Genomic DNA, 22,394 nt, shown 5'->3' with positions numbered 1-22,394 from the left:
CGCCCCGGCAGGCGCGGGGCGGTACGACGACGAGGCTGGAGACATGCGCAGAGCGAAGATCGTGTGCACCATCGGACCCGCGACGGCGTCCCCGGAGAAGCTCCGGGAGCTGGTCGACGCGGGTATGGACGTGGCCCGGATCAACCGGAGCCACGGTGAGCAGTCGGAGCACGAGAACGTGTACCACGGGGTGCGCACGGCGGCGAAGGAGGCGGGACGCAACGTCGCCGTCCTCGTCGACCTGCAGGGCCCGAAGATCCGCCTCGGGCGGTTCGACGGTGACGAGAAGCACTTCCTCAACGAGGGCGACACCCTCACGATCACGACCGAGGACGTCGTGGGGACCCGTGAGCTCGTCTCCACCACGCACCAGGGTCTGCCGCAGGACGCCCGCGTCGGCGACCCGATCCTCATCGACGACGGCAAGGTCCGCGTGCGGGTCACCGCGGTCGAGGGTCCGCGTGTCGTCACCACGGTCGAGGTGCCCGGTCCGGTCTCCAACAACAAGGGCCTCAACCTGCCCGGCGTGGCGGTGTCCGTGCCCGCGCTGAGCGAGAAGGACACCGACGACCTGCGCTGGGCGCTGCGCATGGGCGCCGACCTCATCGCGCTGTCCTTCGTGCGCAACGCCGCCGACTACGACGACGTCCGCAAGATCATGGACGAGGAGGGCCGGGTCGTCCCGGTCATCGCCAAGATCGAGAAGCCGCAGGCCGTCGACAACCTCGACGAGGTCGTCGCCGCGTTCGACGGATTCATGGTCGCCCGTGGTGACCTCGCCGTCGAGATGCCCCTCGAGCAGGTGCCGCTCGTGCAGAAGCGGATCGTCGAGATGGCGCGGCGCAACGCCAAGCCCGTCATCGTCGCCACGCAGGTGCTGGAGTCGATGACCACCAGCCCCCGTCCGACCCGTGCCGAGGCCTCGGACTGCGCGAACGCGGTGCTGGACGGCGCCGACGCGGTCATGCTCTCCGGCGAGACGTCGGTGGGCGACTACCCGATCCTCACGGTCAAGACGATGGCCTCGATCATCGAGGCCACGGAGGGTGCGGGGCGCGAGCGCATCGCACCGCTCGGCTCCACGCCGCACACCCGCGGCGGCATCATCACGCGCGCAGCGGCGGAGATCGGTGCCTCGCTGGAGGCCAAGTACCTGGTCACCTTCACCCAGTCCGGCGACTCGGCCAAGCGCATGTCGCGCCTGCGGTCGGGCATCCCGCTGCTGGCCTTCACCCCGGAGGAGTCGGTCCGCAACGTCCTGGCCCTGACCTGGGGCACCGTCAGCTACCAGGTGCCGAAGGTCGGCTCGGTCGACGCGATGGTCAGCCAGGTCGACCAGACGCTCCAGGCCAACGGCCTGGCCGAGGTCGGCGACCGCGTCGTCATCGTCTCGGGAGCGCCGGTGGGCGTCCCGGGCACGACGAACTCGATCCTCGTGCACAAGGTCGGCAGCCAGACCGACGCCCACGCGATCGCCGAGTGACGCGCTCAGGCTGAGACGACGAGGGGCCCGGACCGCAGCCGCGGTCCGGGCCCTTTCGTGTGCCCCGGGTGGGATTCGAACCCACACTGGATCGGGTTTGAGCCGAACGCCTCTGCCGGTTGGGCTACCGGGGCGTGGAGGCTGCGCACCATCGAACCACACCGGCACGCACCGGCCCAATCCGCCCGGCGGTGACCGGGCCCGTGCGCACGGTCACACGTGGCGTCCGTCCCACGGGGTGCACGACCAGCGGCCCGGGGGATTACGATGTTCCCTGTGACCGACGAGAAGCTGCCGCTCGACCTGCCCCCGATGATCGACCAGGAGTCCGCCGCGTCGCCGGAGCAGGCGCCCGCCACGGGCAAGCCCGCGCGCCGTGCCGTCGTGGCCGAGGACGAGGCCCTCATCCGCATGGACGTCGTCGAGACGCTCCGGGAGGCCGGCTTCGACGTGGTCGGGGAGGCCGGCGACGGCGAGACGGCCGTCAACCTGGCGACCGAGCTCAAGCCCGACGTCGTGGTGATGGACGTCAAGATGCCCGAGCTGGACGGCATCTCCGCCGCGGAGCGCATCGGCAAGGCCCACGCCGCACCTGTCGTGCTGCTCACCGCCTTCTCCCAGACCGAGCTCGTCGAGCGCGCGCGTGACGCCGGCGCGATGGCCTACGTCGTCAAGCCGTTCACCCCGGCCGACCTGCTGCCCGCGGTCGAGATCGCGATCTCCCGCTACCAGCAGATCGGGGCGCTGGAGGCCGAGGTCGCCGACCTCCAGGACCGCTTCGAGACCCGCAAGCGGGTGGACCGGGCGAAGGGCCTGCTGATGACCAAGATGGGCCTGAGCGAGCCGGAGTCGTTCCGCTGGATCCAGAAGACGTCGATGGACCGTCGCCTGACCATGCGTGAGGTCGCCGACGCGGTGATCGACCAGGTCGGCGCCTCCTGAGCGTCGTTTGTGCAACTCCCCGGTGACGACTATCGTCACTGGGGAGTTGTGACGTTTCCGTGACCTCCCGGGCGTGGAGGTCGCCTCGAGTCGGGAGGGAGTTCCGATGCGTCGAGCGATCGAGGTCCGGTCCGCCGACGAGGACGACCTGTGGGTCGTGGCGGAGATGGCCGCCACGCACGGGCCGGAGACGCCGAACGGCGCCGGTGCCGACCCCCGACGCGCGCGCGAGCACCTGAGCGTGTTCGTCAGCGCCGGCGGAGAGGTGCTGGTCGCGCACAGCGAGCGCGGCGTCGTCGGGTTCCTGCTGGCCCGCCCGCTCGCCCCCCAGCTCTACGCGACGTCCCCCAGCCTGTACATCGACGCGATCCTCGTCGACCCGGGGGCCCGCCGGCAGGGCGTGGGGCGCGCGCTGCTCTCCGCGGCCCTGCGCCGGGCGACCGACGACGGCGCGGAGTACGTCTACTGCGCACCGGCCCCGGGCGCCCGGGAGGTGCAGCGCTTCCTGGCGCGGGTCGGCTTCGCCCCCGCGGCCGGGCACCGGGTCGTCTCCGTGGCGGCGCTGGCCCGGTGGCTCGGGCAGGAGCCGGCCGCCGGACCGACCCCGGCCCTGCGCCGTGACGGGGCGCGCACCCGGCGCGATGCGACCCGTGCCGCCATCGAGGACCTCGTCGCCCGGCGGCGCCGTGCGCGCGAGGCCGGCCTGCCGACCGGGCCTCTGGACCTCAGCGCCGTCCAGGAGCATCGCTCGACCGCGCCGAGCGGCCCCGGCGGTGCCGTCGGCCCCACCTCGCACGTCTCCTGACTCAGGCGTCGAGCACCAGGCACGTGAGGCGCGCGCTGGCCACCCGACGGCCGTCGTCGTCGGTGATCTCGATCTCGTAGGACGCCGTCGAGCGCCCGAGGTGGACCGCGGTCGCGACCGCGTGCACCGTCCCGGCACGCACGCCCCGGTGGTGGGTGATGTTCAGCTCCGTGCCCACCGCCGCGCGCCCGGGGCCTGCGTGCATCTGCGCGGCGACGGAGCCGAGGGTCTCGGCCAGGGTGGCCGTCGCGCCACCGTGCAGGAGCCCCGCCGGCTGGGTGTTGCCCGCCACGGGCATGCTGGCCGACGCGCCCTCGGCGCCCACCTCCAGCAGCTCGATGCCGGTGCGCTCGATCAGCGTCCCGTGTGCGGCCCCGCGCCAGCCGGCCAGGTCCTGCGGGAAGGAATCTCTGTCAGACATGGCAGATAGATTGGCACCCGTGACGACCTCAGCGCGAACCGCCGGCCGCCCCCGTCTGCTCCTCGTCGACGGGCACTCGATGGCCTACCGGGCCTTCTACGCCCTGCCGGACACCCTGGCCACGACGAGCGGACAGGTCACGAACGCCGTCTACGGCTTCACCTCGATGCTCACGAACCTCCTGCGCGACGAGGAACCGACGCACGTGGCCGTCGCCTTCGACGCGGGCCGCGTGACGTTCCGCACCGAGCGGTTCACCGAGTACAAGGCGCAGCGCGAGGCCACTCCCGAGGTCTTCCGCGGTCAGGTGCCGCTGATCCGGGAGGTGCTCGAGTCGCTGCGCATCCCGGCGCTGCAGCGCGAGGGCATCGAGGCGGACGACATCCTGGCGACCCTGGCGCGCCGCGGCACGGAGCAGGGGATGGAGGTGCTCGTCTGCTCCGGGGACCGCGACACGCTGCAGCTCGTCACCGAGGACGTCACCGTGCTCTACCCGAAGAAGGGGGTCTCGGAGCTGGCGCGGATGACGCCGGAGGCGGTCGAGGCCAAGTACAAGGTGCCACCGCAGCGCTACCCCGACCTGGCGGCGCTCGTCGGGGAGACCAGCGACAACCTCCCCGGCATCCCGGGCGTCGGGCCCGGCGTCGCGGCGAAGTGGATCACCGAGTTCGGTGACCTGGACTCCCTGCTCGAGCGGCGCGACGAGGTCGGCGGCAAGCGGGGCGACGCTCTGCGGGAGCACGTCGACCAGGTCCGGCTGAACCGCGAGCTCAACGCGCTGCTGACCGACGTCGACCTCCCGCTCGGCATCGACGACCTGGCGGTGGCGGGTTTCGACCGCGAGGCGGTGCACCGTGTGTCCGACACCCTCGAGTTCGGCGCGCTGCGCGACCGTCTCCTGGCCGTCGACCCCGCCGGGGAGGACGCGAGCGCGTCACCGGCAGCGGGGATCCAGGTCGACCGGCACGTCGGTGCGCTGGCGGACTGGTTGGCGGGGCGCTCGGAGCAGCTCCTCGGGATCGACGTCACCGGCGTCCGGCGCCCCGGCGCCGGCGACGCCTGGCAGGTCGCGCTCGGCACCGCCGGCACCGACGGGCACGCCGAGGCCGTCGTGCTCGACCTGGCGGAGATCGACGCGGCCGACGAGCAGGCGCTGCTCGCGTGGCTGGCCGACCCCGGGGCCCCGAAGGCCGTGCACGGGGCCAAGGCGGCCTGGCACATGCTCTCCTCGCGGGGCGCGGACCTCGTCGGTGTCCAGGTGGACACCGAGCTCGCGGCGTACCTGTGCTACCCCGACCAGCGCGGCTACGACCTGGGCGACCTCGTCGTCCGGCACCTGGGTCGCGAGCTCGCCGTCGACGAGGGCGGTGCCCAGGGGGCGCTGGACCTGGACCTGGAGGCGGGGCCGCCCGGGGCCGACGCCGCCGCGCGCGCCGTCGCCGTCGTGGACCTCGCGGCAGCGCTGGGGGAGCGGCTCGTCGACCGCGGGGCGCGGGGCCTCCTCGACGACGTCGAGCTGCCGCTGTCCGCGGTGCTCGCGCGGATGGAGGCGACGGGGATCGCGGCGGACACGACCTTCCTCACCGAGCTCGAGCAGCTCTTCGCCGACCGGGTGGAGGCCTCGGCCGCCGAGGCGTACGACGTCATCGGCCGGGAGGTGAACCTCGGCAGCCCGAAGCAGCTCCAGGAGGTGCTCTTCGACCAGCTCGGCATGCCGAAGACGAAGAAGATCAAGACCGGGTACACCACGGACGCGGCGTCCCTGCAGGACCTCTTCGCCAAGACCGAGCACCCCTTCCTCGCGCACCTGCTCGCGCACCGTGACGCGGCGAGGCTGCGCACGACGGTCGAGGGCCTGCTCAAGGCGGTGCACCCCGACGGGCGTATCCGGACCACGTTCCAGCAGACCATCGCCGCGACCGGGCGCCTCAGCTCGACCGACCCGAACCTGCAGAACATCCCGATCCGCACCGAGGCCGGACGGCGCATCCGGCGCGCGTTCACCGTCGGCGAGGGGTACGCCGAGCTCGTCACCGCCGACTACAGCCAGATCGAGATGCGGATCATGGCGCACCTGTCCGGTGACGAGGGGCTCATCGAGGCGTTCCGCACCGGTGAGGACCTGCACCGGTACGTCGGCTCGCGGGTCTTCGACGTCGCGCCGGAGGACGTGTCGCCCGAGATGCGCGCCAAGGTCAAGGCGATGAGCTACGGGCTCGCGTACGGGCTCAGCGCGTTCGGCCTGTCCCAGCAGCTGACCGTCCCCGCCGCCGAGGCGCAGGCGCTGATGGACGACTACTTCACCCGCTTCGGCGGGGTGCGCGACTACCTCACCGGGGTCGTCGACGAGGCCCGGGCCACCGGCTACACCGCCACGATCCTCGGGCGCCGCCGCTACCTGCCGGACCTGACCAGCGACAACCGCCAGCGGCGGCAGATGGCCGAGCGGATGGCGCTCAACGCCCCGATCCAGGGCAGCGCCGCCGACATCATCAAGCTCGCGATGCTCGGGGTCCAGCGCGAGCTCGACGAGAAGGAGCTGCGGTCCCGGCTGCTGCTGCAGGTCCACGACGAGCTCGTCGTCGAGGTCGCCGCGGGGGAGCGGGAGGTCGTCGAGGACGTGCTGCGCCGCCAGATGTGCGGTGCCGTCGAGCTCGACGTCCCGCTCGACGTCTCGGTCGGCTCCGGCCAGACGTGGCACGACGCGGCCCACTGACCCGGCGCGCCGCCCGGGACGGGTCGGCTCAGTCCTTCGTCGTGACGAACACGGCGGTGCCGGGCAGGTAGTGACCGCGCTCGGGGCCCCACCCGCCCCAGGACGCCGTGTTCCACGCCGGCCACTCCGGCTCCACGACGTCCCGCAGGCGCAGCCCGGCCGCCGCGACGTCGCGGACGTGGTCCCCGAGGGTGCGGTGGTACTCGACGTAGACGACGTGGCCGCCGTCGGTCTCGACGTACGGTCGGCGGTCGAAGTAGGAGCGGTGCGCCGTCAGGCCCGCGAGCGTGGGGTCGTCCGGGAAGGCCCAGCGCACCGGGTGTGTGACGGAGAAGACCCACCGGCCGCCGGCGCGCAGCACCCGTGCCGCCTCGGCGTGCACGCGGTGGGCGTCCGGGACGAACGGGATCGCCCCGAACGACGTGAACACGACGTCGAACGTCCCGTCGGCGAAGGGCAGGTCCCGCGCGTCGGCCTCGACCAGCGGTACCGGGGTGCCGCTGCGCCGCGAGATCCGGGCCGCCGCCTCCAGCATCGCCGGGGCGACGTCGGTGGCGACCACGTCCGCGCCGCGGGCGGCGAGCCATCGCGAGCAGTGCGCCGCCCCGGCGCCGACCTCGAGCACACGGGCCCCCGCGGGAGGCCCGAGCAGCGTGGCCTCGCCCTCCGTCAGGCCCTCGGGACCCCAGCGGAACCCGGCGTCGCCGAGGAAGTCGCCGTGGTCGCCCAGGTACTCCTCGGCGTGGGCGTCCCACCACCGGCGGGCGGCCGTGCCGTCGTCGTCGGTGGGCCGGTATCCGAACCATGGGTCGCTCACGTCCCACATCCTGTCACCCGACACCTCGACGACACACGGTCCGGATAATCTCGAGGTGCCCGCCCCCACGACACCGAGGAGAAGACCGTGCGCGTAGGACTGCTGACCGGAGGCGGGGACGTCCCCGGCCTCAACGCCGTGATCAGGGCCGTGGTCAAGCGGGGCGAGGGCGAGCACGGTCACAGCATCGTGGGCTTCCGCCACGGGTGGCGCGGCCTCGCCGACGGCGACGTGATGCCCCTGACCCGCTCCCACATCCGCAACGTGCTGCCCACCGGCGGCACGCTGCTGGGCACCGCGCGCTACCACCCGCACGCCGACGACGGGGGGCTGGACGCCGTCCGCGCGACGCTGGAGGAGGAGCGGATCGAGGCGTTGATCTGCATCGGCGGCGACGGCACGCTGCACGCGGCGAGCAAGGTCGCCGAGTCCGGGGTCAAGATCGTGGCCGTGCCCAAGACGATCGACAACGACGTCTGGGGCACGGACCGGTCCATCGGCTTCGACACCGCGGTGAGCATCGCCACCGAGGCGGTCGACAGGATCCACACCACCGCCGAGAGCCACAACCGGGTGATGATCGTCGAGGTCATGGGTCGGCACGCCGGCTGGATCGCCGCGACCGCCGGCATCGCGGGCGGCGCCGAGCTGGTGCTCGCGCCGGAGGAGCCCTTCGACATCGACCGGGTCGTGCGGTTCCTGCAGCACCGGCACCGCGCCCACGCCAGCTTCTCGATCATCGTCGTGGCGGAGGGCGCCGTGCCGATGGAGGGCTCGTCCATGACCTACGAGACCCGGCTCGGTCCCTTCGGGGAGATCGTGGCCGGGGCGATCAGCGAACGGCTCGGTGCCGAGATCGCCGCGCGCACCGGCTTCGACACCCGGGTGACGATCCTGGGTCACGTCCAGCGGGGCGGGACCCCGACGCCGGCGGACCGGATCCTCGGCTCGCGGATGGGTGTCGCGGCGATCGACGCGGTCTCGGCGGGGGAGTCCGGCGTCATGACGGCGCTGCGCGGTGACGACGTCGTGCTGGTCCCGCTGTCGGAGATCGCCGGGAAGGTCAAGCAGGTCCCTGCCGAGATGCTCGAGGTCGCGCGCGCCCTGGCGTGAGCTGGGCGCCGTGGGGGGGTGACGGGACTCTCCGTGCCCGCCGTCTGCCCGGCGTTGACCCCCTCAGGTGGCCCGGATAAGATTGCCGGTGGTGCAGTGCGCCTGAGCGCGTGTGTCGACCCGCTGATCCGGGCCTCGTGACCCGGACGTCGTGACGGGGACGGCGCCGCTGGGGACAGCTGCACCACGACCATGTCCGTACTACGCCCTGTCCGCATCGGAGCTACCACTCAATGACCATCTCCACCACGAAGTCCGCCCCGCAGGTCGCCGTCAACGACATCGGCACCGAAGAGGACTTCCTTGCCGCCGTCGACTCCACCATCAAGTACTTCAACGATGGTGACATCGTCGAAGGCACGATCGTCAAGGTCGACCGCGACGAGGTCCTCCTCGACATCGGCTACAAGACGGAGGGCGTGATCCCGTCTCGTGAGCTGTCCATCAAGCACGACGTGGACCCGGGCGAGGTTGTCGCCGTCGGCGACGCCGTCGAGGCCCTCGTCCTCCAGAAGGAGGACAAGGAAGGCCGTCTGATCCTGTCCAAGAAGCGCGCACAGTACGAGCGCGCCTGGGGCACGATCGAGCAGATCAAGGAGGACGACGGCGTCGTCACCGGCACCGTCATCGAGGTCGTCAAGGGCGGCCTCATCCTCGACATCGGCCTGCGGGGCTTCCTGCCGGCCTCGCTCGTCGAGATGCGTCGCGTCCGCGACCTCGCGCCGTACGTCGGCCGCGAGATCGAGGCCAAGATCATCGAGCTGGACAAGAACCGCAACAACGTGGTCCTGTCCCGCCGCGCCTGGCTCGAGCAGACGCAGTCCGAGGTCCGTTCCACCTTCCTGCAGACGCTGCAGAAGGGTCAGGTGCGCCCGGGTGTCGTCTCCTCGATCGTCAACTTCGGTGCGTTCGTCGACCTCGGTGGGGTCGACGGCCTGGTGCACGTCTCCGAGCTGTCCTGGAAGCACATCGACCACCCGTCCGAGGTCGTCGAGGTCGGCCAGGAGGTCACGGTCGAGGTGCTCGACGTCGACTTCGACCGCGAGCGCGTCTCCCTGTCGCTGAAGGCGACGCAGGAGGACCCGTGGCAGACCTTCGCCCGTACCCACGCCATCGGCCAGGTCGTGCCGGGCAAGGTCACCAAGCTGGTGCCGTTCGGTGCGTTCGTCCGTGTCGAGGACGGCATCGAGGGTCTGGTGCACATCTCCGAGCTGGCGGTCCGCCACGTCGAGCTGCCCGAGCAGGTCGTCCAGGTGGGTGCCGAGGTCTTCGTCAAGGTCATCGACATCGACCTCGAGCGTCGCCGCATCTCGCTGTCGCTCAAGCAGGCCAACGAGGGCATGGACCCGGAGTCCGAGGACTTCGACCCGGCGCTCTACGGCATGGCTGCCGAGTACGACGAGAACGGCGAGTACAAGTACCCCGAGGGCTTCGACCCCGAGACGAACGAGTGGCTCGAGGGCTTCGAGACCCAGCGTGAGGCCTGGGAGGCCGAGTACGCCAAGGCGCACTCCCGCTGGGAGGCGCACCGCGAGCAGGTGCGTGCGGCCCTCTCGGCCGACGCCGACGCCGCGGCCGGCGACGTCGTCTCCGGCGGTTCGTCCTCGTCCTCCTCGTCCTACTCCTCGGCTGCCCCGGCCCCGGAGGAGGACACCGGCGGCACGCTGGCGTCCGACGAGGCTCTCGCCGCGCTGCGCGAGAAGCTGACCGGCAACTGATCCGGCGTCCCGGGAGTCGCACGACCCCCGGGTGCCTGATCGACGGCCCGTCGTCCCCGCTGGGGGACGACGGGCCGTCGCTGTGTTGTGGGCATGAATTCTGCAGTGGGAAAGGTGCGTCCCACTGCAGAATTCATGCCCACAACTGTTGAGGCGACGGTCAGGAGCTCTCGCGGTCCGCGAACTGCGCGCGGTAGACGTCGGCGTAGCGCCCGCCCGCCGCGAGCAGGTCCACGTGCGTGCCCTGCTCGACCACGCGCCCGTCGTCGAGCACGACGATCCGGTCGGCGTGCCGCACCGTCGAGAGCCGGTGGGCGATGACGAGCGCGGTGCGTCCTGCCAGCGCGACGTCGAGCGCGGCCTGGACGGCGGCCTCCGACTCGGTGTCGAGGTGCGCGGTGGCCTCGTCGAGCACGATGACGTCCGGCCCCTTGAGCAGGACCCTCGCGATCGCGAGCCGCTGGCGCTCCCCGCCGGAGAGGCGGTAGCCGCGGTCGCCGACCACGGTCTCCAGACCGTCGGGCATGTCCTCGACGAGGCGCCACAGGTGCGCCGCCCGCAGCGCCTGCTCGAGATCGGCGTCCGAGGCGTCGGGCCGGGCGTAGCGCAGGTTGGCGGCCACGGTGTCGTGGAAGAGGTGCGCCTCCTGCGACACGACGCCCACGGTGCGGCGCAACGAGGCGAACGAGGCCCGGCGCAGGTCCGTCCCCGCGATCCGGATGCTGCCCGAGGTCGGGTCGTACAGCCGGCTGACGAGCTGGGACAGCGTCGTCTTCCCCGCGCCCGACGGACCCACCAGCGCGACCATCGCGCCGGCCGGGACCTCGAACGACACGTCCCGCAGGGTGTCCTCCTCGGGGTCCTTGCGCGCCGCGGCCACCGACTCCAGGGAGGCCAGCGAGACCTCGTCGGCCCGGGGATAGCGGAACGTCACGCCGTCCAGCTCGATGCGTGCGCCCTGCGCACGCACGGACTCGCGCAGGTCCACGGCGTCCGGCGCCTCGGTCAGCGCCGGCCGCAGGTCGAGGACCTCCAGGACCCGCTCGAAGCTCACCAGCGCCGTCATGACGTCGACCTGCACGTTCGACAGCGCCGACAGCGGGGCGTACAGCCGGCCGAGGTAGGCCGTCAGCGCCACGAGCGTGCCGACGGTGAGCTCCCCGGCGATCGCCTGCAGCCCGCCGACCCCGTACACCAGGGCGATGGCGACGGAGGCGAGCGTCGTCAGGCCGACCCGGAACCACGTCGCGTAGACGGCGCGGCGGACACCGACGTCGCGCAGCAGCCGGACCTGGTCGGCGTAGGCCGCGGACTCGCGGTCGGGCTCGCCGAACACCTTGGCGAGCTGGGCCCCGGCGACGTTGAAGCGTTCGTTCATCGTCTGCCCGACGTCCGCGTTCAGCTCGTAGGTCGTGCGGGTCAGGGACGCCAGGCGCCGTCCGAACCAGCGCGCCGGCAGCACGAACCCCGGGACCAGGAGCAGCGCGAGCAGGGTCAGCTGCCAGGACATGACGAGCATCGCGGCCAGCGTGAACGCCACCGTGAGCCCGTTGGAGACGACCGACTGCAACGTCGCGGTGAACGCCTGCTGGGCCCCGAGCACGTCGCCGTTGAGACGCTGCACGAGCGCGCCGGTGCGGGCGCGGGCGAAGAACGCGAGCGGCATGCGCTGGACGTGGTCGAACACGGCGGTGCGCAGGTCCACGATGAGGCCCTCGCCGACGACGGCGGCAACCCACCGCTCGGCGAGCGAGAGCCCGGCGCCGGCGAGCGCGAGCCCCACCGTGGCCGCCGCGAGCACGACGACGAGCTGCCGGTCGCCCTCGGCGATCCCGTCGTCGATGATGCGGCGGAACAGCAGCGGCGTGACGGCCCCCGCCGCGGAGCTCAGGGCCAGCAGGGCCACGAGCCCCGCCAGGTGGCGGCGATAGGGGCGGGCGAACGCCAGGATGCGGCGCACCGTCGGCCGGGACAGCCGACGGTCGGTGACCGACCGGTCCTGCAGGAAGGAACGCATCGGGCCGGCGCCGGGGCCCCCGGTCGGTCGCGCCGTGCCCGGGCCGGGTCCGTTCGCACTCATGGCGGGAAGCCTACGGTCCGGGCAGGATGGTCCTCATGTTTCGGATGGGGCTCACAGGAGGGATCGCGGCCGGGAAGTCGGTGGCCGCGCAGCGGCTGGCCGACCTGGGGGCGGTCGTGATCGACCACGACCTGCTGGCGCGCGACGCCGTGGCGCCCGGGTCCGTGGGGCTGGCCGAGGTCGTCGACGTGTTCGGCCCGGGCGTCCTGGCGGCCGACGGATCGCTGGACCGGCCGGCCCTCGGGCGGCTGGTCTTCGCCGACGATGAGAAGCGCCGTCGGCTGGAGGGGATCATCCACCCCGAGGTCCGTCGCCTGGCCGCCGAGCACGAGGCCGCGGCCGGGGCGGCCGACCCGAAGGCGGTCGTCGTGCACGACATCCCGCTGCTGGTCGAGACGGGGCAGTCGGACCGGTTCCACCTGCTGGTGGTGGTGGACACCCCGGCGGAGCAGCGGGTGGCGCGCCTGGTGGAGACGCGCGGGCTGCCCGAGACCGAGGCCCGCGAGCGCGTGGCGGCGCAGGCCGGGGACGGGGAGCGCCGGGCGCAGGCGGACGTGCTCCTGGACGGGACCGGGTCCCCGGACGACCTCCGCCGGCAGGTCGACGAGCTGTGGGCGCGCGTGCGCCAGGAGGTGTCCGAGGAGCTGGAGGCCGAGGAGCTGGGAGGCTGACGTCCGTCACCCGGTAGTCTGCTGCCGGATCGGAGGTGGACGTGTGCGCGTGCTGGTGACGGGTTTCGAGCCGTTCGGCGGTGACGCCGTCAACGAGTCGTGGCAGGCCGTGACGGCGCTGGCCGACGGCTGGCGCGCGGAGCGCGACGGCGCCGAGCTGGTCACGGCGCGGCTCCCGGTGACGTTCACCGACGGGCCCGGCGCCCTGGTCCGGCTGGTGCGCGAGGTCGAGCCGGCCGTGGTGGTGGCCACGGGGCTGGCGGCCGGGACACCGGCCGTGCGTCTGGAGCGCGTCGCGATCAACCTCGTGGACGCGCGGATCCCGGACAACGCCGCCTCGCAGCCGATCGACGAGGCGGTGGTCCCCGGCGGCCCGGCCGCCTACTTCTCGACGCTGCCGATCAAGGCGTCGCTGCGCGCGGCGGAGCGCGTCGAGGTGCCGACGGTCGCCAGCCACACGGCGGGCACGTACGTGTGCAACGCGGTGTTCTACGCCCTGCAGCACGCGGTGGCCGACCGGCCGGAGGTGCGATCCGGGTTCGTGCACGTCCCGCGGGCGGCGCAGCTCGACCCGGCCGCGTCGGCGCGGGTGCTGCGAACCGTCGTCCTCACCGCGGCGGCCGCCGTGCGGGGGCAGCTCTCCGAGCCGCGGGTCGCGGCGGGCGCCGAGCACTGACCCGCGCGGTCGGTCGATGTCGGCAGCGGGCCGTACCGTGGTGCCATGCGACCCGTGACCGACCTGCAGCGGACCGTGGCCCCGTTCGAGGTGGTCTCGGAGTACCGGCCCAGCGGCGACCAGCCCACCGCCATCGCCGAGCTCACCGAACGGATCCGTGCGGGGGAGAAGGACACCGTCCTGCTCGGCGCCACCGGTACCGGCAAGAGCGCCACGACCGCCTGGTTGATCGAGCAGCTCCAGCGTCCGACGCTCATCATGGCGCCCAACAAGACGCTCGCCGCCCAGCTCGCCACCGAGTTCCGCGAGCTGCTGCCGAACAACGCCGTCGAGTACTTCGTCTCGTACTACGACTACTACCAGCCCGAGGCGTACATCGCGCAGACCGACACCTACATCGAGAAGGACTCCTCGATCAACGACGAGGTCGAGCGGCTGCGGCACTCGGCGACGTCGTCGCTGCTGACGCGACGGGACACCGTCGTCGTGGCGTCGGTCTCGTGCATCTACGGGCTGGGCACGCCGCAGGAGTACGTCGACCGCATGGTGCGTCTCGCCGTCGGCGACGTCGTCGACCGTGACGACCTGCTGCGCCAGTTCGTGCAGATGCAGTACACCCGCAACGACATGTCCTTCACCCGCGGCACCTTCCGGGTGCGCGGCGACACCGTGGAGATCATCCCGGTGTACGAGGAGCTCGCCGTACGCATCGAGATGTTCGGCGACGAGATCGAGTCGATCCAGACGCTGCACCCGATCTCCGGCGAGGTGGTCCGGGACGAGCAGAGCATCTACCTGTTCCCCGCGACGCACTACGTCGCCGGTCCGGAACGCATGGAGCGAGCGGTCGCCTCCATCGAGGCCGAGCTCGCCGAGCGGCTCGCCGACCTGGAGAAGCAGAACAAGCTGCTCGAGGCCCAGCGGCTGCGCATGCGCACCACCTACGACATCGAGATGATGCGCTCGATCGGGACGTGCAACGGCATCGAGAACTACTCGCGGCACATCGACGGCCGCGAGGCCGGTTCGCCGCCGAACACGCTGCTCGACTACTTCCCCGAGGACTTCCTGCTCGTCATCGACGAGTCGCACGTGACGGTGCCGCAGATCGGCGCCATGTTCGAGGGCGACATGTCGCGCAAGCGCTCCCTGGTCGACCACGGCTTCCGCCTGCCCAGCGCGACGGACAACCGGCCGCTGCGCTGGGAGGAGTTCGTCGAGCGGATTGGGCAGACGGTCTACCTCTCGGCCACCCCGGGCGACTACGAGCTGTCCATGTCCGACGGCGTCGTGGAGCAGATCATCCGTCCCACCGGGCTCGTCGACCCGGAGGTCCTCGTCAAGCCGACGACCGGCCAGATCGACGACCTGCTCGGCGAGATCCGCGACCGGGTGGACCGCGACGAGCGCGTCCTGGTCACGACCCTGACGAAGAAGATGGCCGAGGACCTCACGGACTACCTCCTCGGCAAGGACGTGCGGGTGCGCTACCTGCACTCCGAGGTGGACACGCTGCGGCGCGTGGAGCTGCTGCGCGAGCTGCGCCTCGGCGAGTACGACGTCCTGGTCGGCATCAACCTGCTGCGCGAGGGCCTCGACCTGCCGGAGGTGTCGCTCGTCGCGATCCTCGACGCCGACAAGGAGGGGTTCCTGCGCTCCGAGCGCTCCCTCATCCAGACCATCGGTCGTGCGGCGCGCAACGTCACCGGCCAGGTGCACATGTACGCGGACAAGGTCACGCCCGCGATGCAGTTCGCCCTGGACGAGACGAACCGCCGGCGGGACAAGCAGCTCGCCTTCAACGCCGAGCACGGCATCGACCCGCAGCCGCTGCGCAAGAAGATCGCCGACGTCACGGACATGCTCGCCCGTGAGGACATCGACACGGCCCAGCTGCTGGCGGGTGGCTACCGCAAGGCGCCGGACCGCGGAGACCGGGGCGGGGCACCCGTGCCGGGTGCGCCGAAGGAGGGTGCGACGTCCGGCAACCGGCTCGCCGGCTTGGCCGCGAACGAGCTCGCCGAGCTCATCCAGGAGCTCAGTGACCAGATGCACACCGCGGCGGGGGAGCTGCAGTTCGAGGTCGCCGCACGCCTGCGTGACGAGATCGGCGGCCTGAAGAAGGAGCTCCGCCAGATGCGCGAGGCCACCGCCTGACGACGGACCCCGGTGGTCGTCACGACGCCGTGCCGTATGCTGGGCGGACCGAGGAGGGGAGTATCTCCCAAGCGGTGAGGTCGTCATCACGGCCGGCTCTGACGCCGGTTCGGCCCGCCCGCCCGTGACGGCTGTCGCCGGGTGAGAGAGACCTCCGGTGCCCCGTCCTACGTACCGGAGGTCAACCCGTGGACGTGCCCGTCTGGGCCTGGATCGTCACCGTCGCTGCGATCCTGGCCATGCTCGCCATCGACTACGTGGGTCACGTGCGCACCCCGCACGCTCCGACGCTGAAGGAGTCGGCCTGGTGGTCGCTGGCCTACGTGGCCGTCGCGCTGCTCTTCGGGGTGGTCGTCCTGGTCGCCTGGGGGCCGACGTACGGCGGGGAGTACTTCGCCGGCTACATCACCGAGAAGTCGCTCAGCGTGGACAACCTGTTCGTGTTCGTGCTGATCATGACCAGCTTCCGGGTGCCGCGTGAGCACCAGCAGCGGGTCCTGCTCATCGGCATCACCATCGCCCTGGTGCTGCGCACGATCTTCATCCTCGCCGGCGCCGCGCTCATCGCGAACTTCGCCTGGATCTTCTACGTCTTCGGTGCCTTCCTCATCTGGACGGCGATCGCGCAGGCCCGCGCGGGGACCGACCACGACGACGAGTACAGCGAGAACGCCGTGCTGCGGCTGACCCGCAAGATCTTCCCGACGACGGACGACTACGTCGAGCACCGGCTGACGACGACGATCGACGGCAAGCGGTACATCACGCCGATGCTCATCGTGATGATCGCGATCGGCAGCGCCGACCTGCTCTTCGCCGTCGACTCCATCCCCGCCATCTTCGGGCTCACCCAGGAGACGTACCTCGTCTTCGCGGCGAACGCCTTCTCCCTGCTGGGTCTGCGCCAGCTCTACTTCCTCGTCGACGGCCTGCTGGACCGCCTGGTCTTCCTCAACTACGGGCTGGCCGCGATCCTCGGCTTCATCGGCGTCAAGCTCGTGATCCACGCGCTGCACACCAACGAGCTGCCGTTCGTCAACGGTGGCGAGCACGTCGAGGCCATCCCCGAGATCCCGACCGCCGTCTCGCTGTCGTTCATCGTGGTGGTCCTGGCGGTCACCACCGTCGCCTCGCTGTACAAGAGTCGCCGTGAGGAGCGGGTGGGTGCGTCGCCGGGCAGCGACGCGTGATCCACGAGCTGCCGGTCTGGTTCGAGGCGGTCTCCCTCGCCCTGATGGGCACGGTGCTGATCGTCGACCTCGCCGTCGTCGCCCGGCGCCCGCACGTGCCCTCGATGCGCGAGTCCGCGGCGTGGGTGACCCTCTACGTCGGCCTGGCCCTGGTCTACGGACTCGTCGTCTGGGTCGTGGGCGGGGCGCAGCCCGCCGGGGAGTTCTACGCCGGCTGGGTCACGGAGTACTCGCTGAGCGTCGACAACCTGTTCGTCTTCGTGCTCATCATGTCCCGGTTCGCGGTGCCCCGGCAGCACCAGCAGCACGTGCTGATGGTCGGCATCATCGTCGCGCTCGTGCTGCGCGGCGCGTTCATCCTCGCCGGTGCCGCGCTGCTGGAGCAGTTCACCTGGCTCTTCTACCTGTTCGGTGCGTTCCTGGTCTACACGGCGGTCAAGCTCGCCGTCGGGGGCGAGGAGGACGAGGAGTTCCGGGAGAACGTCGCCGTCCGCGCGCTGCGCCGGGTGCTGCCGCTGAGCCCGGGCTACGACGGCGCCAAGGTGCGGACCGTCGTCGAGGGGCGCCGGGTGTGGACCCCGATGCTCGTCGTGTTCGTGGCGATCGGGACGACCGACCTGCTCTTCGCCTTCGACTCGATCCCGGCGATCTTCGGCCTCACCCAGGACCCCTTCATCGTGTTCGCCACGAACCTCTTCGCGCTCATGGGGCTGCGCCAGCTCTACTTCCTGCTCGGCGGCCTGCTCGACCGGCTCGTCTACCTCCCGGTCGCCCTGGCCGTGGTCCTGGGGTTCATCGGCGTCAAGCTGGTGCTCGAGGCCCTGCACGCCAACACGGTGCCGTTCATCAACGGTGGCGCGCCGGTGCCGTGGGCGCCCGAGGTGCCCATCTGGCTCTCGCTGGTGGTCATCGTCGGCGCGCTGGCCGTCGCGACCGTGGCCAGCCTGTGGCGCACGCGTCGCCTGGCGACGCTGGCGGCCCGGGAGCGGCTGGAGGCGGAGCAGGACTGACCCGGTACCGGGGAGCGAGGGGACGGCGGCCCCGCAGGTCAGCCCCCGAGGGTCCCGATCACCGGTACCCACTCGCGGACCGTCAGGTTGGTCACGAGGCCGCTGCGGCGGAACGGGTCGTCGTCGAGCAGGGCCGCGGCCGCGGCCGCGTCGTCCGCCGCGACGACGATCAGCGCACCGGCGGCGGCGTCCTCGGTCGCCGGCATCGGGCCGGACACGACCACGGAGCCGGCGTCGTGCAGCGCGCCGAGGAACGCCCGGTGCTCGGGTCGCACGGCGTCGAGGCGCTCGCTGTCGGGGGAGTAGGTGTAGGTCACCACGAAGGTCGGCATGCCCTCATCGAACCAGACCCCGCGGTGCGCGGGCCCCGCGCCGCCGTCTATGGTCACCAGCCGCGCTCGCGCCAGGCGGCCAGGTGGGGCCGTTCGGCGCCCAGGGTCGTGGCCGCACCGTGGCCGGGCAGCACGATCGTCTCGTCGTCGAACGCCGCGAAGACCCGCGTGACGACGTCGTCGAGGAGCTGCGTGAAGCGGGCGGGATCGTGATCGGTGTTGCCGACGCCACCGGGGAAGAGGCTGTCCCCGGTGAACAACCGGGTCGGCCCGCCGGCCCCGTCCAGGGCGAGCGCGACCGACCCGGGGGTGTGGCCCCGCAGGTTCAGCACGCCCAGCTCGAGAGCCCCGACCCGCACCGTGTCGTCGTGGTGGAGCCGCTCGTCGATCGCGACGCCCGTCGCGGCCGTGATCGCGGCGGCGTCGTCGGCGCCGGCCGCGGTGCGCGCCCCCGTCGCGGCGACGACGTCGGCGAGCGCCCCGAGGTGGTCCCGGTGCCGGTGCGTCGTGACCACCGTGTCGAGGCCCCGGCCGTCGAGCAGCTCGAGCAGGGCGGGTGCGTCCGCGGCGGCGTCGACGAGCAGCCGGGAGCCGGTCGCGCGGCAGGTGACGAGGTAGGCGTTGTTGTCCATCGGGCCGACGCTCACCGCGGTGACGTCGGCGCGCTGGTCGCGGGCAGTCATGAGGTCCACTGTGCCAAACCGGCGCCGCAGGGTGACATGGAACATCTGTACGAGTGTCAGCGGCGCGCCGTAGGATGCTGCGGTGAGCAATCACCTCGTCGTCTCCGGTGCCCGTGAGCACAACCTGCGCAACGTCGACCTCGACCTGCCGCGCGACCGGCTCATCGTGTTCACGGGCCTGAGCGGGTCGGGCAAGTCCTCGCTCGCGTTCGACACGATCTTCGCCGAGGGGCAGCGCCGCTACGTCGAGTCCCTGTCGGCCTACGCGCGCCAGTTCCTCGGCCAGATGGACAAGCCCGACGTCGACTTCATCGAGGGCCTCAGCCCGGCGGTGTCCATCGACCAGAAGTCCACCAACCGCAACCCGCGGTCGACCGTCGGGACGATCACGGAGGTCTACGACTACCTCCGGCTGCTCTTCGCCCGGGCCGGCACGCAGCACTGCCCGGTGTGCGACGAGCCGGTCCAGGCCCAGACGCCGCAGCAGATCGTGGACAAGATCCTCGAGCTGCCCGAGGGGACGCGCTACCAGGTGCTGGCGCCGGTCGTCCGCGGCCGCAAGGGCGAGTACACCGAGCTCTTCGGCGAGCTGCAGGCCCAGGGTTTCGCGCGGGCCCGTGTCGACGGCGAGGTCGTGCAGCTCACCACGCCCCCGAGCCTGGAGAAGAACCTCAAGCACGACATCGAGGTGGTCGTCGACCGCCTCGTGGCGCGCGACGGCGTCCAGCGACGCCTGACGGACTCCGTGGAGACCGCGCTCGGCCTGGCCGGCGGCCTCGTCATGATCGAGCTCGTCGACGCGGACGTGGACGACCTGGACCGCGTCCGCAAGTACTCCGAGAAGCGTGCGTGCCCGAACGACCACCCCCTGAGCCTCGACGAGATCGAGCCGCGGACCTTCTCCTTCAACGCCCCCTACGGCGCCTGCCCGGAGTGCACGGGCATCGGGTTCCGGCTCGAGGTGGACCCCGAGCTGGTCGTCCCGGACCCGGAGAAGACCCTGCGCGAGGGCGCCGTCGTGCCCTGGGCCCAGACGTCGTCGGAGTACTTCGAACGGGTCCTGGCGGCCCTCGCCGAGGAGATGGCCTTCTCCCTGGACGTGCCGTGGCGTGCCCTGCCGCAGCGTGCCCGCACGGCCGTCCTGCACGGGCGCAACCACAAGGTGCACGTGCGGTACCGCAACCGGTGGGGGCGCGAGCGGCAGTACTCGACCGGGTTCGAGGGAGCCGTCACGTTCATCGAACGCCGACACTCCGAGACCGAGTCGGACTGGTCGAAGGAACGCTACGAGGCCTTCATGCGCCAGGTGCCGTGCCCCACGTGCCAGGGGGCCCGTCTCAAGCCGGAGGTGCTGGCCGTCCGGGTGGGCTCCAAGTCGATCTGGGACGTGTCCCGCCTGCCGATCGCGGACGCGAAGGAGTACCTGGACGCCCTCGAGCTGGGCGAGCGCGAGCGGGCCATCGCCGGCGAGGTGCTCAAGGAGATCCACGCCCGGCTCGGGTTCCTGCTCGACGTCGGTCTGCACTACCTCACGCTCGAACGGGCGGCCGGCACGCTCTCCGGCGGCGAGGCGCAACGGATCCGCCTGGCCACCCAGATCGGCTCCGGCCTGGTCGGGGTGCTCTACGTGCTCGACGAGCCGAGCATCGGGTTGCACCAGCGTGACAACCGCCGGCTGATCGACACGCTCACCCGGCTGCGGGACCTGGGCAACACGCTGATCGTGGTGGAGCACGACGAGGACACCATCCGCTCGGCCGACTGGATCGTCGACGTCGGTCCGGGCGCGGGGGAGCACGGTGGTCAGGTCGTGCACTCCGGCGACTACGCCGGTCTGCTGGCGACCGAGGCGTCGATGACGGGCGCCTACCTGTCCGGCCGGCGTTCCATCGCGCTGCCGGCGACGCGCCGTGGTGTCGACCCGGCGCGGCAGCTGACCGTCGTCGGGGCCCGCGAGAACAACCTGCGCGACATCGACGTGAGCTTCCCGCTGGGTGTCTTCACCGCGATCACCGGGGTCTCGGGTTCGGGCAAGTCGACGCTGGTGAACTCGATCCTGCACACGGTGCTGGCGAACGAGCTCAACGGGGCCCGGCAGGTCGCCGGCCGCCACACGCGGGTCACCGGCACCGACGACCTGGACAAGGTCGTGCACGTCGACCAGGGGCCGATCGGCCGCACCCCGCGGTCGAACCCGGCCACCTACACCGGGGTCTGGGACCGGATCCGCAAGATCTTCGCCGAGACCGAGGAGGCCAAGGTCCGCGGGTACGGGCCGGGCCGGTTCTCCTTCAACGTCAAGGGCGGGCGGTGCGAGGCGTGCTCCGGCGACGGGACGCTGAAGATCGAGATGAACTTCCTGCCGGACGTCTACGTCCCCTGCGAGGTCTGCCACGGTGCGCGCTACAACCGCGAGACGCTGGAGGTGCACTTCAAGGGGAAGACGGTCGCGGACGTCCTCGACATGCCGATCGAGGAGGCCGCCGAGTTCTTCGCCGCGTTCCCGGCGATCTCGCGCCACCTGACCACGCTGGTCGAGGTGGGCCTCGGCTACGTGCGGCTGGGCCAGCCGGCGCCCACGCTGTCGGGCGGGGAGGCCCAGCGGGTCAAGCTCGCCAGCGAGCTGCAGAAGCGGTCCACGGGGCGCACCGTGTACGTGCTCGACGAGCCGACCACCGGCCTGCACTTCGAGGACATCCGGCGCCTGCTGTCCGTGCTGCAGTCGCTCGTCGACAAGGGCAACACGGTGCTGGTCATCGAGCACAACCTCGACGTCGTCAAGAGCGCGGACTGGATCATCGACATGGGGCCCGAGGGCGGCTCCGGCGGTGGCCTCGTCGTGGCCGAGGGCACGCCGGAGCAGGTCGCCGCGGTCGAGGCGAGCCACACCGGACGCTTCCTCGCGGAGGTGCTCGACGCGCACCCCGACGTCCCGGTCGAACCCCCGGCGCAGGTCCCGGCGGCGACCCGGCCCGCCGGTCGGCGACGCAGGACGACCAAGGCGCGCGCGACCAAGCACGACGCCGCCTGAGGCTCTACCGTGTCGCCATGGGAGCCCACCACGAGTACTCCGTGACCGTCCGCTGGCCCGCGACGGGGGTCGAACCCGGCAGCGCTGCCGGGGCGACGACGTCCTACGCCGCCTACACGCGCGACCACGACGTCGCGCTGCCGGGGCGGCCCGTGCTGCCGGGCAGCGCCGATCCCTCGTTCCGGGGCGACCCCGCCCGCTACGGGCCGGAGGACCTGTTCGTGGCGAGCCTGTCGCAGTGCCACATGCTGTGGTTCCTGCACCTGGCGGCCGAACGAGGGGTCGTCGTGCACGAGTACAGCGACGCGGCGACCGGGACGATGCGCGTGGAGTCGCGCGGCGAGGGGCAGTTCACCGACGTGACCCTGCACCCGCGTGTCGTGGCCGCCCCGGGCGGGAGCGCCACCGAGGAGGTCGTCGCGGAGCTGCACCAGCGGGCGCACGCGCTGTGCTTCCTGTCCCGCAGCGTGAACTTCCCGGTGCTGGTCGAGCCGACGCCCCTGCACGTCGTCGACCCCGCGGCCTGAGGGCCGCGTCGGTGCCCTGACC

At 71.9% G+C, this 22,394-nt stretch carries 18 protein-coding genes and 1 tRNA gene; 13 read left to right on the top strand and 6 right to left on the bottom strand.

What is annotated here, in order from left to right:
* Window positions 1-43 precede the first annotated feature (43 nt).
* On the top strand, window positions 44-1,483 hold the full coding sequence (gene pyk / locus Q6350_RS09180; protein WP_171248301.1) for a pyruvate kinase: 1,440 nt from the start codon (window positions 44-46) through the stop codon (window positions 1,481-1,483).
* Between the two features lie 60 nt (window positions 1,484-1,543).
* Here pyk and Q6350_RS09175 read toward each other — a convergent pair.
* Window positions 1,544-1,617: transfer RNA gene (locus tag Q6350_RS09175), tRNA-Leu, on the bottom strand.
* Between the two features lie 178 nt (window positions 1,618-1,795).
* On the opposite strand from Q6350_RS09175, the gene Q6350_RS09170 reads away from it, so the two are divergent.
* Both Q6350_RS09170 and Q6350_RS09165 read left to right on the top strand, forming a co-directional pair.
* Window positions 1,796-2,425 carry an ANTAR domain-containing response regulator gene (locus Q6350_RS09170; protein ID WP_246246285.1) on the top strand — a complete coding sequence of 210 codons (630 nt, stop codon included), beginning with the start codon at window positions 1,796-1,798 and terminating at the stop codon, window positions 2,423-2,425.
* A 106-nt stretch (window positions 2,426-2,531) separates the two neighbouring features.
* Complete coding sequence (locus Q6350_RS09165) at window positions 2,532-3,230, top strand: GNAT family N-acetyltransferase (RefSeq protein WP_304604019.1); 699 nt, start codon at window positions 2,532-2,534, stop codon at window positions 3,228-3,230.
* Between the two features lies 1 nt (window position 3,231).
* On the opposite strand, the gene Q6350_RS09160 is transcribed toward Q6350_RS09165, so the two are convergent.
* Complete coding sequence (locus Q6350_RS09160; RefSeq protein WP_304604018.1) at window positions 3,232-3,651, bottom strand: PaaI family thioesterase; 420 nt, start codon at window positions 3,649-3,651, stop codon at window positions 3,232-3,234.
* Here Q6350_RS09160 and polA point away from each other — a divergent pair.
* Complete coding sequence (polA, locus tag Q6350_RS09155; protein ID WP_304604017.1) at window positions 3,650-6,367, top strand: DNA polymerase I; 2,718 nt, start codon at window positions 3,650-3,652, stop codon at window positions 6,365-6,367. The genes Q6350_RS09160 and polA overlap by 2 nt on opposite strands.
* Before the next feature lie 28 nt (window positions 6,368-6,395).
* Here the strand turns inward: polA and Q6350_RS09150 are convergent, their stop codons facing one another.
* On the bottom strand, window positions 6,396-7,184 hold the full coding sequence (locus Q6350_RS09150) for a class I SAM-dependent methyltransferase (RefSeq protein ID WP_370375384.1): 789 nt from the start codon (window positions 7,182-7,184) through the stop codon (window positions 6,396-6,398).
* Window positions 7,185-7,271: 87 nt separating this feature from the next.
* Between Q6350_RS09150 and Q6350_RS09145 the strand changes: the two genes are divergently transcribed.
* Window positions 7,272-8,297, top strand: coding sequence for a 6-phosphofructokinase (locus Q6350_RS09145; protein WP_171245682.1), 1,026 nt, complete (start codon window positions 7,272-7,274; stop codon window positions 8,295-8,297).
* A 233-nt stretch (window positions 8,298-8,530) separates the two neighbouring features.
* Window positions 8,531-10,015, top strand: a complete 1,485-nt coding sequence (gene rpsA, locus Q6350_RS09140) for a 30S ribosomal protein S1 (protein ID WP_171245683.1) — start codon at window positions 8,531-8,533, stop codon at window positions 10,013-10,015.
* A 160-nt stretch (window positions 10,016-10,175) separates the two neighbouring features.
* On the opposite strand, the gene Q6350_RS09135 is transcribed toward rpsA, so the two are convergent.
* Window positions 10,176-12,095 (bottom strand): ABC transporter ATP-binding protein, encoded by a 1,920-nt coding sequence (locus tag Q6350_RS09135; RefSeq protein WP_304604014.1) that lies wholly within the window; start codon window positions 12,093-12,095, stop codon window positions 10,176-10,178.
* A 35-nt stretch (window positions 12,096-12,130) separates the two neighbouring features.
* Between Q6350_RS09135 and coaE the strand changes: the two genes are divergently transcribed.
* The 5 genes from coaE (at window position 12,131) to Q6350_RS09110 (ending at window position 17,799) form a co-directional block, all read left to right on the top strand.
* Entirely contained in the window at window positions 12,131-12,766 is a 636-nt protein-coding gene (gene coaE / locus Q6350_RS09130) for a dephospho-CoA kinase (RefSeq protein ID WP_304604013.1), read from the top strand.
* A gap of 43 nt (window positions 12,767-12,809) precedes the next feature.
* Window positions 12,810-13,442 (top strand): pyroglutamyl-peptidase I, encoded by a 633-nt coding sequence (locus Q6350_RS09125; protein ID WP_304604012.1) that lies wholly within the window; start codon window positions 12,810-12,812, stop codon window positions 13,440-13,442.
* Between the two features lie 45 nt (window positions 13,443-13,487).
* Window positions 13,488-15,599 carry an excinuclease ABC subunit UvrB gene (gene uvrB / locus Q6350_RS09120; RefSeq protein ID WP_304604011.1) on the top strand — a complete coding sequence of 704 codons (2,112 nt, stop codon included), beginning with the start codon at window positions 13,488-13,490 and terminating at the stop codon, window positions 15,597-15,599.
* 188 nt (window positions 15,600-15,787) lie between these two features.
* Window positions 15,788-16,789: a TerC family protein gene (locus Q6350_RS09115; protein ID WP_304604010.1), complete on the top strand. Its 1,002-nt coding sequence runs from the start codon at window positions 15,788-15,790 to the stop codon at window positions 16,787-16,789.
* Window positions 16,786-17,799: a TerC family protein gene (locus tag Q6350_RS09110; protein ID WP_370375383.1), complete on the top strand. Its 1,014-nt coding sequence runs from the start codon at window positions 16,786-16,788 to the stop codon at window positions 17,797-17,799. Before Q6350_RS09115 ends, Q6350_RS09110 begins: the two co-directional genes overlap by 4 nt.
* A gap of 38 nt (window positions 17,800-17,837) precedes the next feature.
* Here the strand turns inward: Q6350_RS09110 and Q6350_RS09105 are convergent, their stop codons facing one another.
* A complete protein-coding gene (locus Q6350_RS09105; protein WP_304604009.1) occupies window positions 17,838-18,131 on the bottom strand; it encodes a YciI family protein in 294 nt (97 codons plus the stop codon).
* A 53-nt stretch (window positions 18,132-18,184) separates the two neighbouring features.
* Window positions 18,185-18,814, bottom strand: a complete 630-nt coding sequence (locus tag Q6350_RS09100; RefSeq protein WP_304604008.1) for an MBL fold metallo-hydrolase — start codon at window positions 18,812-18,814, stop codon at window positions 18,185-18,187.
* A gap of 82 nt (window positions 18,815-18,896) precedes the next feature.
* On the opposite strand from Q6350_RS09100, the gene uvrA reads away from it, so the two are divergent.
* Window positions 18,897-21,845: an excinuclease ABC subunit UvrA gene (uvrA, locus tag Q6350_RS09095; protein ID WP_305065985.1), complete on the top strand. Its 2,949-nt coding sequence runs from the start codon at window positions 18,897-18,899 to the stop codon at window positions 21,843-21,845.
* A 17-nt stretch (window positions 21,846-21,862) separates the two neighbouring features.
* Window positions 21,863-22,372: an OsmC family protein gene (locus Q6350_RS09090; protein ID WP_171245692.1), complete on the top strand. Its 510-nt coding sequence runs from the start codon at window positions 21,863-21,865 to the stop codon at window positions 22,370-22,372.
* The last annotated feature ends 22 nt before the right edge of the window (window positions 22,373-22,394 follow it).

This window comes from Isoptericola sp. b515 (assembly GCF_030588125.1).
GTDB lineage: Bacteria > Actinomycetota > Actinomycetes > Actinomycetales > Cellulomonadaceae > Isoptericola > Isoptericola sediminis.
Note: the sequence above shows the minus strand (reverse complement) of the source record. Positions and strands in the feature narration are given on the sequence as shown.